The sequence below is a fragment of the Dietzia sp. B19 genome (assembly GCF_014145155.1).
GTDB lineage: Bacteria > Actinomycetota > Actinomycetes > Mycobacteriales > Mycobacteriaceae > Dietzia > Dietzia natronolimnaea.
Genome location: NZ_JAALED010000019.1, coordinates 1 through 10,842, shown reverse-complemented (window position 1 = coordinate 10,842; position 10,842 = coordinate 1). Strand labels below are relative to the sequence as shown.

At 70.5% G+C, this 10,842-nt stretch carries 9 protein-coding genes and 1 pseudogene; 4 read left to right on the top strand and 6 right to left on the bottom strand.

Annotated features, from left to right (window positions below):
* Positions 1-129: 129 nt before the first annotated feature.
* Entirely contained in the window at positions 130-528 is a 399-nt protein-coding gene (locus G6020_RS00955) for a DUF5319 domain-containing protein (protein WP_179526160.1), read from the bottom strand.
* A gap of 135 nt (positions 529-663) precedes the next feature.
* On the opposite strand from G6020_RS00955, the gene guaB reads away from it, so the two are divergent.
* The 3 genes from guaB to G6020_RS00940 all read left to right on the top strand — a co-directional run bounded on the left by guaB (position 664) and on the right by G6020_RS00940 (position 5,221).
* On the top strand, positions 664-2,199 hold the full coding sequence (gene guaB, locus G6020_RS00950) for an IMP dehydrogenase (RefSeq protein ID WP_182609355.1): 1,536 nt from the start codon (positions 664-666) through the stop codon (positions 2,197-2,199).
* Between the two features lie 6 nt (positions 2,200-2,205).
* A complete protein-coding gene (locus G6020_RS00945) occupies positions 2,206-3,345 on the top strand; it encodes a GuaB3 family IMP dehydrogenase-related protein (RefSeq protein WP_179524693.1) in 1,140 nt (379 codons plus the stop codon).
* 88 nt (positions 3,346-3,433) lie between these two features.
* Complete coding sequence (locus G6020_RS00940; protein ID WP_182609354.1) at positions 3,434-5,221, top strand: GMC family oxidoreductase; 1,788 nt, start codon at positions 3,434-3,436, stop codon at positions 5,219-5,221.
* Here G6020_RS00940 and G6020_RS00935 read toward each other — a convergent pair.
* Genes G6020_RS00935 through G6020_RS00930 form a run of 3 tightly spaced genes read right to left on the bottom strand, consistent with a single transcriptional unit; the run spans position 5,193 to position 8,131 of the window.
* Positions 5,193-6,602: a wax ester/triacylglycerol synthase family O-acyltransferase gene (locus G6020_RS00935; RefSeq protein WP_241732514.1), complete on the bottom strand. Its 1,410-nt coding sequence runs from the start codon at positions 6,600-6,602 to the stop codon at positions 5,193-5,195. The two genes, G6020_RS00940 and G6020_RS00935, sit on opposite strands and share 29 nt — an antisense overlap.
* Before the next feature lie 12 nt (positions 6,603-6,614).
* The gene (locus G6020_RS16820) at positions 6,615-7,145 is read right to left on the bottom strand and encodes a WSD1 family O-acyltransferase (protein ID WP_338404169.1); all 531 of its coding nucleotides are present in this window, start codon (positions 7,143-7,145) and stop codon (positions 6,615-6,617) included.
* Positions 7,142-8,131 carry a wax ester/triacylglycerol synthase domain-containing protein gene (locus G6020_RS00930; protein WP_241730607.1) on the bottom strand — a complete coding sequence of 330 codons (990 nt, stop codon included), beginning with the start codon at positions 8,129-8,131 and terminating at the stop codon, positions 7,142-7,144. The genes G6020_RS16820 and G6020_RS00930 overlap by 4 nt, the downstream gene beginning before the upstream one ends.
* Positions 8,132-8,292: 161 nt before the next feature.
* On the opposite strand from G6020_RS00930, the gene guaA reads away from it, so the two are divergent.
* Positions 8,293-9,888 (top strand): glutamine-hydrolyzing GMP synthase, encoded by a 1,596-nt coding sequence (gene guaA / locus G6020_RS00925; protein ID WP_182609356.1) that lies wholly within the window; start codon positions 8,293-8,295, stop codon positions 9,886-9,888.
* A gap of 43 nt (positions 9,889-9,931) precedes the next feature.
* Here the strand turns inward: guaA and G6020_RS00920 are convergent, their stop codons facing one another.
* Both G6020_RS00920 and G6020_RS00915 read right to left on the bottom strand, forming a co-directional pair.
* Positions 9,932-10,369 carry a hypothetical protein gene (locus G6020_RS00920; protein ID WP_182609352.1) on the bottom strand — a complete coding sequence of 146 codons (438 nt, stop codon included), beginning with the start codon at positions 10,367-10,369 and terminating at the stop codon, positions 9,932-9,934.
* Positions 10,366-10,842: pseudogene (locus G6020_RS00915) on the bottom strand (hypothetical protein); the annotation flags it as partial. The pseudogene G6020_RS00915 and the gene G6020_RS00920, both read right to left, overlap by 4 nt.

Genomic DNA, 10,842 nt, shown 5'->3' with positions numbered 1-10,842 from the left:
GGGCCTGCGGCCACCAGCGCTCCGGCGACCACCCAGCCCACCAACTGACCCCCTCCCCGGTGGGGCGGAACGGGGAGGTAATTGCGGACCCCAGTGGTCGCGGACCGGTCGTGGCCGCGGCCCGGCGGGTCAGCGACGCCAGTAGAGACGACGCGGGCGCATCGTGCGCACCGCGTCGGCGTATCCGCGGCAGTAGTCCCACGAGACGTAGTCGTCCGGGATGGGGTCGAACGCGGGCTCGTGGGGCAGGAGTGAGCCGTCCTCCAGGAGCTGCATGAGGTTGGCGCGGAGCATGTCCCACTCGTGGTAGTGCTCCTCCGCGCAGTCCTCGCACTGCACGGCCACCCCCTTGACGCCGGTGGGGGCCAGGAGTTCGCGGAACTCCGCGAGATCGGCGAGGTCCTCCTCGATCGCACGGCGTTCCTCCGCGTCGAGCGGCCCGGAGGGGATGCCGTCGTCCACGGGGTCGAGCCCGGCCAGTTCCGAGGTCGGATCGTCCGGATCGCCGGCGAACGGGTCGGGCGGCATTCCGTGCCGTAGGGGATCGTTCACGCTCCCACCGTACCCGTGGGCACCACCTGGCGGGGCCGACGGTTCGAGCCCGGGACCCCGGACGCACTATCCTCGGACTCCAGACCCAGACGACCCCCAGGAGGACGGCAGATGAGCGAGTCGCGAGGCCCCGTGCGCACCGGCGGCGACGATCCCACCAAGGTCGCCATGGTGGGCCTGACCTTCGACGACGTGCTGCTGCTCCCGGCCGCCTCCGAGGTGGTCCCCAGTGAGGTCGACACGAGCACCCGGCTCACCCGGGACATCACGTTGCGGGTGCCGCTGGTGTCGTCCGCGATGGACACCGTCACCGAGGCCCGGATGGCCATCTCCATGGCCCGCCAGGGCGGGATCGGGGTGCTGCACCGCAACCTCTCCGTGGCCGACCAGGCGGCCCAGGTGGACACGGTCAAGCGGTCGGAGGCGGGCATGGTCACCGACCCGGTCACCTGTGCTCCCGCCAACACCCTCGCCGAGGTCGACGAGATGTGCGCCCGTTACCGGATCTCCGGCCTGCCGGTGACCGACGAGCGGGGCGAACTCGTGGGCATCATCACCAACCGGGACATGCGTTTCGAGGTGGACAAGTCGCGTCGGGTCGACGAGGTCATGACCCGCGCACCGCTCGTCGTCGCGCGGGAGGGTGTCACGGCGGAGGCCGCCCTCGGACTCCTGCGACGCCACAAGATCGAGAAGCTGCCGATCGTGGACGGCGACGGTCGCCTCACCGGGCTCATCACGGTCAAGGACTTCGTGAAGACCGAGAAGCACCCGGACGCCACCAAGGACTCCGACGGTCGACTGCGCGTGGCCGCGGCGATCGGGACCGGCGAGGACGCCTGGCAGCGCGCCGGGACCCTCACCGACGCCGGTGTGGACGTCCTCGTCGTCGACACCGCCCACGCCCACAACCGCAACGCACTCGAGATGGTCGCCCGCGTCAAGCGTGAGCTCGGCGACCGCGTCCAGGTGATCGGCGGCAACCTCGCCACCCGCGGCGCGGCCCAGGCCATGATCGATGCGGGCGCGGACGCGATCAAGGTCGGCATCGGTCCCGGCTCCATCTGCACCACCCGCGTCGTCGCGGGGGTGGGGGCCCCGCAGATCACCGCGATCCTCGAGGCCTCCGTGGCGGCCCACGCCGCGGGCGTCCCCGTGATCGCCGACGGCGGAATGCAGTACTCGGGGGACGTGGCCAAGGCGATCGCGGCCGGGGCGTCGGCGTGCATGTTCGGTTCGCTGCTCGCGGGCTGCACGGAGTCGCCCGGGGAGCTGATCTTCGTGGACGGCAAGCAGTACAAGGTCTACCGGGGGATGGGGTCGGTCGGCGCGATGCGCGGCCGGGGCAAGCCGGGGCAGGAGAAGTCGTTCTCCAAGGACCGCTACTTCCAGGACGACGTGCTGTCCGAGGAGAAGCTCGTCCCCGAGGGTATCGAGGGACGGGTGCCGTACCGCGGCGACGTCGCGCAGGTCCTGCACCAGCTCACCGGTGGACTGCGCGCGGGGATGGGGTACACGGGATCGGCCACGATCCCGGACATGAACCGCGCCCAGTTCGTCCAGATCACGGCGGCGGGGCTCAAGGAGAGCCACCCCCACGCGATCCAGATGACCGTCGAGGCCCCCAACTACAACGTCAAGGACTGAGGGCGCGTGCGCAACGTCGTGGAGATCGGAATGGGCCGTGAGGCCCGACGGATGTACGGGCTCGGCGAGGTGGACATCGTCCCCTCCCGACGCACCCGCAGCTCCAAGGAGGTGTCGACGGCCTGGCAGATCGACGCCTATCAGATGGACCTGCCCGTGATGACCCACCCGACCGACGCGGTGGTCTCACCCGAGTCGGCGGTGGAGTTCTCGAGGCTCGGTGGCCTGGCCGTCCTCAACGGAGAGGGCCTGTGGGCGCGCCACCAGGATCCGGAGGCCGCGATCGCCGAGCTGCGCGAGCTCGCTCTCGAGGACGTGACCGGCCACCGGGCCGTGGCGCGTCTCCAGGAGCTGCACCGCGCCCCGATCGACCGCGAGCTGCTCGCGGCGGCGGTCCGGCGGATCCGGGACGAGGGCGGCACGGTCGCGGTCCGGGTGTCCCCCCAGCACGCGCGCGACCTCACGCCCGGTCTGGTCGCGGCCGGGATCGACCTGCTCGTCGTCCAGGGCACCATCATCTCCGCCGAACACGTGAGCGGCGAGGACGAGCCGCTGAACCTCAAGGACTTCATCCACGAGCTCGACGTGCCGGTGATCGCCGGCGGCGTGGTGGACTACAAGACCGCCCTGCATCTCATGCGCACGGGTGCGGCCGGTGTGATCGTGGGTTACGGCGGCGTCGAGGGGGTCACCACCACGGGTTCCGTGCTCGGGATGGAGGTCCACATGGCCACCGCGATCGCCGACGCGGCGGCCGCGCGACGCGACTACCTGGACGAGACGGGGGGCCGGTACGTGCACGTACTGGCCGACGGCGACATCTACACCTCGGGTGACATCGCCCGTGCGGTGGCGTGTGGCGCCGACGCCGTGGTGTTGGGTCCGTTGCTGGCCGGGTCGTTGGAGTCCCCGGGGCGGGGTGTGTACTGGGACGCCGTGTCCGCCCATCCCAAGGTCCCCCGTGGACACGTGGCGGAGATCGACGACGAGACGGCCCTGGCGCCCCTGGCAGAGGTCCTGGAGGGGCCGACGAGCGTCCCGGACGGAACCCGGAACCTCATGGGTGGCCTCCGTCGCGCGATGGCCAAGTGCGGGTACTCGGACGTCAAGGGATTCCAGAAGGTGGACCTGTCCGTCCGCCCCTGACGCGGTGGACAAAACGGGAGCTACTGTCGGGTAGGTTCTTGGTGCTCGGGTACTGTGACCTACACCTCGACCACCAGGGAGCCCCACCATGACGTCACCCACGCCGTCGGCCTCGTCCACCGCCTCCACCTCGAGCCCCGACACGGATGTCCTCGTCATCGGGTCCGGGTTCGGCGGTAGCGTCACGGCCCTGCGCCTGTCGGAGAAGGGGTACCGCGTCACGGTGGTCGAGGCCGGTCGCCGGTTCGAGGACTCGGACTTCCCCAAGACGTCGTGGCGGCTCAACCGGTACGTCTGGGCGCCCAAGCTGAAGCTGTTCGGCCTCCAGCGCGTGCACCTGCTCCGTGACGTCATGGTCCTCGCCGGGGCGGGCGTCGGCGGCGGCTCGCTCAACTACGCCAACACCCTCTACAAGCCCACCTCACCGTTCTTCAAGGACCGGCAGTGGGGTCATATCACCGACTGGGAGGACGAGCTCACGCCGTTCTACGACCAGGGACGCCGCATGCTCGGAGTGGTCACCAACCCCACCCACACCCACTCCGACGAGGTCATGAAGTCCGTCGCCCGCGACATGGGCGCCGAGGACACCTTCGTCTACACGCCGGTCGGGGTGTTCTTCGGGGAGAAGACCGGGGGAGAGGGCAAGCCCGGCGAGACCGTCCGGGACCCGTACTTCGGGGGCGCGGGCCCGGATCGGACCGCCTGCATCGAGTGCGGCGAGTGCATGACCGGCTGCCGGCACGGGGCCAAGAACACCCTGCTCAAGAACTACCTCGGCCTGGCCGAGCGGGCAGGGGCCCGGGTGCTCGACCGTACGACCGTCAGCGGCGTGACCGAGCGGACCGACGGCACGTGGGAGGTGACGCTCGAGCGCACCGGCGCCTGGACCAGGTGGGGTAAGCGCGTCACCACCGTGACCGCCTCGCACGTGGTGATGGCGGCAGGCACCTGGGGTACCCAGCACCTGCTGCACTACGCCAAGGACGACGGCTCGTTGCCCCGGCTCTCGGGCGCGCTCGGGAAGCTCACCCGCACCAACTCCGAATCGATCCTCGGGGCGATGCGCCCCAACTACCTTCCGGAACAGGACTTCTCGGAGGGCGTGGCCATCACGTCGTCCTTCCATCCCCGGTCCGACACCCACATCGAGCCCGTCCGCTACGGCAAGGGCTCCAACGCCATCGCGATCCTGCAGACCCTGCTCACGGACGGTGACGGACCGCTCCCGCGGTGGCGCACCCTGGTCAACGAGGTCCGGCGCAAGCCGAGCATGTTCCTGCAGCTGTTCTACCTGCGGCGGTGGAGCCAGCGGTCGGTGATCGCCCTGGTCATGCAGAACCTCGACAACTCGCTGGAGACCTCGGTCAAGCGACGCGGGCCGTTCCGGTACGTCACCAGCAAGCAGGGCCACGGCGAGCCCAATCCGACCTGGATCCCCGCCGGAAACGAGGCCACCAGGCGGATCGCCGAGAACATCGGCGGCCTGGCCGGCGGGACCTGGGGCGAGATCGCGAACATGCCGCTCACCGCCCACTTCCTGGGAGGATGTGCGATCTCCGACTCGCCCGAGAACGGCGTCGTGGACCCCTACCACCGGGTGTGGAACTACCCGACGATGCACATCGTGGACGGGTCCGCGATCTCCGCGAACCTCGGTGTGAACCCCGCGTTGAGCATCACCGCGCAGGCCGAGCGGGCCATGTCGCTGTGGCCCAACAAGGGCGAGGCGGACCCCCGGCCCGCGCAGGGCGAGCCCTACCAGCGCGTGACCCCGGTGGCTCCCGTGTCGCCGATCGTCCCGGAGGCGGCGCCCGGCGCGCTGCGTCTGCCGATCGTCGGGGTCTCTAGTGGGGGTGCTCCCGCTCGCGCGTGAGCTCGAGCAGTTCCTCGAGCCCGGCCCCGATCCCACGGGCGATCACGTCCGGGTCGGGCACGAGGTGCTCGCACGAGATCACGCCCAGGTCGATGTGGCCGTCGATCGACACACCGGTCACCGACAGCCCCGCACCGTGTAGCAGCGGGCCGAAGGGGTGCATGTGGGTGATCCGTGCGCCGAGGAAGTAGAGCGGCTTCCGGGGTCCGGGCACGTTGGAGATGATCAGGTTGTAGATCACCGGGTGGACGTCGGCGAGTCTGAGCGCCTCGTACAGCCGCATGCCCACGTCGAGGAGACCGCGGGGGCTCATCCGTCCCCAGTTGTCCAACAGGGTCGGCCGGATACTCCCGGCCTGCTCCTTTGCGGTCGCCGACGCGGAGACTATCCGGTGGTGGCGATCGAGCGGATCGGGCAGATCCGTGGCGAGGGAGGCGAACATCGCCGAGACCTGGTTCGCGCCGCCGGTCGCCAGATCCGCGCGGGTGGACATGGGGACGATCGCGACCATCGAGGAAGTGGGGGCGCCACCCCGGTCCTCGAGGTAGGACCGGACCGCGCCGCCGACCACGGTGAGCAGGACGTCGTTGACCGTGCCGCCGAGTCGCGCGGTGACCTGCTTGACGGCCCCCAGGTCGAGTGTCACGGTGGCCACCGCGCGGTGCGGGGTGAGGGAGCGGTTGAACAGGGTCCGCGGCGCCGTGAAGGGGGCGGGCATGGACGGGCCGCCGCCCGACCGGCCCCGGGCCCGCTTCATCGCCATCGGTACGGACAGCGTCTCGGGCAGGAGGCGGAGGAACGCCAGGGGTCTGCCGATCAGGTCCCGCGCGCCCCCGGCGATGAGCTGGACGGTGTTGGCGCGGCCGACGTGGGTACGGACGAGTTCGGGATCCTGGGTGGGCGTGGAGGCGTCAGTGGCGGCGAGGGTGGCGAGCATCTCGGCGCCGAGCATGCCGTCGATGAGCGCGTGGTGGACCCGGCAGAACGCGGTGACGGCGGGAGTTGCCGGATCACCCCGCTCGATGATCCACACCTGCCACAGCGGGTGGGAGCGGTCGAGCGGCGTGGAGGCGAGCCCCCCGCACGTGGCCAGAAGGTCGTCCTCGCTGCCGTCCGGACCGAGCGTGATCCGGTGGACGTGACGAGTGATGTCGAAGTCGAAGTCCTCCACCCATGCCGGGTGTCCCAGGTTGAGGCGGGAGTCATGGATCCTGCGCCGGAACGGGGGGACGGACTTGACCCGCCGGGCGAGTCCGGACCGGAGTCGCTCGAAGGAGTACCCCTCGGAGATGGTGGAGACGTCGAGGTGGACCACCCCGTTGATCACCATCATCTGCTCGTCGGTCTCGAGGTACAGGAAGCTGGCGTCGAGGCCGCTCATCCGTTCCACGGGTCACCCCTCCTCGGTCGTCGTGGACCCCGGTTGGTTCGTCCCGGTGTCCTCGGCCCCGGCCGCCGTCTCCCGGGTCAGTTCGAGCAGGCGGTCCATCGATTCCCTCAGCCCGGTGGCGAACAGTTCGGGGTCGGGCACGAGGTGCTCGCACGCGTTGATCCCCACGTCCAGCTGGCCGCCCAGGGACATGGCGGTGACGGACAATCCGGAGCCGTGCATCAGCGGACCCAGCGGATACATGTGCTTGACCCGCGCGCCGAGGAAGTTCAGCTTTCTCCTGGGGCCGGGGAAGTTGGAGACGGTGAGGTTGTGCACGACCGGGTGCAGATCGGCGAGGTTGAAGTCGCCGTACAGGCGCATGAGCAGAGACAGGGGCGCGGCCGGGGCCAGGTTCGCCAGGTCCTGGATGAAGTCCGGGCGCATCCCGCTCTTCGTCTGCTTCTTGCCCCGTCGGGTGCGCGCGGACACCGCCCGCAGACGCTCGAGCGGATCCTGGATGTCGGTCCCCAGGGAGGCGAACAACACGGTCACCCTGTTGTTGCCCTGGGGCCCGTCGTCCCCCGGGTGGAGACGGGGACCACGGCGATGAGTGGCTTCTCGGGGAGATCGTCGTGGAATCGCAGGTATCGACGGAGTCCGCCGCCCACCACGGACAGGAACACGTCGTTGACGGTCACCCCGAAGGCGGTCTTGACCTCCTTCATCTCCGACATGTCGAGCGTGGTGCCCCAGACCGCCCGGTGCGGGGTGATCGTCGCGTTGAACCGGGTCCTCGGGGCGGTGAACGGCGCAGCCCTGGGGATCGGGACGTCGCCGGCCTCCTCGGTGAGGTCCGGCCTCTCCACCACGGTCTCCTCCTGCCCGGCCTTCTTCTCCGCCGTCGCCCTGCGCAGTCGGAGCGGTAGCATCGCGGCCTCGGGGAGCAGGCGCGCGATGGTGAGTGGGCGTCGCACGTAGAAGTCCCACAGCCCACCGGTGACCAATTGGATCGGGTTGGCGCCACCGGCCTGGATCCGCACGAGGTCCAGGTCGCGGGAGGAGGGCTTCTGCCCCGCGGCACTGAGCTTGCGCAGGATCGCGGCGCTGCTCGTGCCGTCGAGCAGTGCGTGGTGGGCGCGGAAGAAGACGGCCACGGTGTCCGGCGCGGACAACCCCTCGAGCACCCACATCTCCCAGAGCGGCTTCGACCGGTCGAGCGGGCGACTGCTGATGGTCCCGCACATCTCGAACACGGCGTTCTCGTCACCCGGGGCGTCCACCTCGACGCGACGGACGTGCTCGGTCACGTCGAGGTCGTACTCCTCCACCCACGCGGGGTGCCCGAGATTGAGAAGGGAGTCGTAGATCTTGCGGCGGAACTCGGGGATCTCCTTGACGCGCCGTGCGAGCTCCGTCCGGAGCCGCTCGAAGGAGTACTCGAACTCCAGTCCGGAGACGTCGACGACGAGGATCCCGCCCACCACGAGCTTCTGTTGCGAGGTCTCCAGGTACAGCAGGCTCGCGTCGAAGCCGGTCATCCTCTCCATCGGTGTCCCCCCATTGATGGTGTCGGCCACACGCCTCGGCCGTGATGCGCTCCATTGTGAACACCCCGGGGGCGAAAGTGGCCGAGTTCGGCGGAGTGGCCACGGGGCCTAGACTCTGGTCCGTGGCCGAGAACGCACAGACCGACTCCCAGATCACCGCCGGAACGACAGGAGCCCCCGCCCCGCCGCGGCCGGTGCTCGTCGTGGACTTCGGCGCCCAGTACGCGCAGCTCATCGCGCGACGGGTGCGCGAGGCGCGGATCTACTCCGAGGTGATCCCGCACACCGCGACGGTGGAGGAGATCCGGGACAAGGACCCGGTCGCCCTGATCCTGTCCGGGGGGCCGGCCAGTGTCTACGCCGACGGTGCCCCTGCGCTCGACCCGGCCGTGCTCGAGCTCGGGTTGCCGGTCTTCGGCATCTGTTACGGCTTCCAGTCCATGGCGGGTGCGCTGGGGGGCGAGGTCGTGCACACCGGCAACCGCGAGTACGGGCGCACCGAGGTGGGCGTGTCCGGTGGGGTGCTGCACGCAGGACTTCCCGCGACCCACCCGGTGTGGATGAGTCACGGCGACGCGGTCACGTCGGCGCCCGAGGGATTCACCGTGACCGCCTCGTCCGCCGGCGCCCCGGTCGCGGCGTTCGAGTGCGTCGATCGACGGATGGCCGGCGTCCAGTACCACCCCGAGGTCCTGCACTCGCCCCACGGGCAGCAGGTGCTCACCCGCTTCCTCACCGAGATCGCGGGCCTGCAACCGACGTGGACCGCGTCCAACATCGCGGAGCAGCTCGTGGAGGCCGTCCGCGACCAGATCGGCGAGGGCCGCGCGATCTGCGGTCTGTCCGGCGGCGTGGACTCCGCCGTGGCGGCCGCGCTGGTCCAGCGGGCGATCGGTGACCGGCTCACCTGCGTGTTCGTCGACCACGGGCTGCTGCGCGCGGGGGAGCGGGAGCAGGTGGAGAACGACTTCGTGGCCGCCACCGGAGCCCGCCTCATCACGCTCGACGATTCGGAGATCTACCTCGGCCACCTCGCCGGTGTCAGCGACCCCGAGACCAAGCGGAAGATCATCGGTCGCGAGTTCATCCGGTCGTTCGAGCGGGCTGTGACGCAGGCCCTCGAACTCCAGGAGTCCGGGGACGGCGTGGACGCCTCGGTGGATTTCCTCGTCCAGGGGACCCTCTACCCGGACGTCGTCGAGTCCGGCGGGGGTGCGGGGACGGCCAACATCAAGAGCCACCACAACGTGGGCGGCCTGCCGGACGACATCGAGTTCTCCCTCGTGGAGCCGCTGCGCCTGCTGTTCAAGGACGAGGTCCGCGCCGTGGGTCGGGAACTCGGGCTGCCGGAGGCGATCGTCGGCCGGCACCCCTTCCCCGGGCCGGGCCTGGCCATCAGGATCGTCGGAGCGGTCGACAAGGACCGGCTCGAGACCCTGCGCGCGGCGGACGCGATCGCGCGCGAGGAGATGACCGCCGCCGGGCTCGACGCCTCGGTGTGGCAGTGCCCGGTCGTGCTGCTGGCCGACGTGCGCTCCGTGGGCGTCCAGGGCGACGGTCGCACCTACGGCCACCCGATCGTGCTGCGACCGGTGAGCTCCGAGGACGCCATGACCGCGGACTGGACGCGCGTGCCGTACGAGACGCTCGCGCTGATCTCCAACCGGATCACCAACGAGGTCCCGGACGTCAACCGGGTCGTGCTGGACGTGACCAGCAAGCCGCCGGGCACCATCGAGTGGGAGTGAGTCGGGCCCGGCTCTGACGGATCTGCCCCCGGCTTCGACGGGGTCAGCGGCGGATGACCATCGCCAGACCGACCAGGACCAGCAGTACCAGTGACGCGGTGATCACCACGGTCGTCGTGATCACCGGTGCGCCCAGGGTCGCCCACACGGCGACCCCCAGCGAGAGCAGCCCGGCCACGGCGAGCACCGGCGATCCGGAGCCCTCGCGCCGCGCCACCGCGTCCGTCGCGGGCTCGGGCTCGTAGGCGACCCCGTACCCGGGGGAGGCGCCGTACCCGGTGGGGGCCGCGTACGCGGGGGCGACGCCGTACCCGAACCCCTGCGGGTCGGTGAAGCCGGTGCCGTAGGGGAGCGGGTCGTGGAGCGGCTGGTCGGGGCGGGTGGTGGTGTCGGAGTGCAGGTCGTGGCTGGTCATCTCGGTGCTCCCGGTGGGTTGCGGTTCGGTGGGGTCGGTCTGATCGTCGTCGGGCCGGGCGTTCACGGCGTCACCACGATGCTGCCGACGCCGGTGTACACGCTGAGGGTCAGGACGGGGCCGGAGGCATCGCCGGACAGGCCGGTCGGGCAGTCCGTGCTCCCGAGGTCGGTGGTGCAGTTCGTGGTCACGGCGACCCCGTCGGGCAGCAGCACCTGCACCTCACCGACGTTGTTGGCGATGCTGTAGCTGCGGTCGCGGTCCAACTCCAGCTCACGCATGTCCACGGTGATGCTGCCGATCTGGTGGTTGATCGGGGCGTCCAACTGGGCGGGGTCGGTGATCTCGATCAGCTGTTCCCCGGTGCCCTCCCAGCCGCCGTCGGGCACCTGGACCAGGGAGGCGAGCAGGACGAAGCCGGCGAGCGGGCCGGCGACGACCAGCAGTCCGTGTCCCCGGCGGGTGACGGCGCCGACGAGCAGCCCACCGGCCACCACGGCGAGCGCGATCGCGGCGATCCTCGTGGCGTCGAGCCAGAC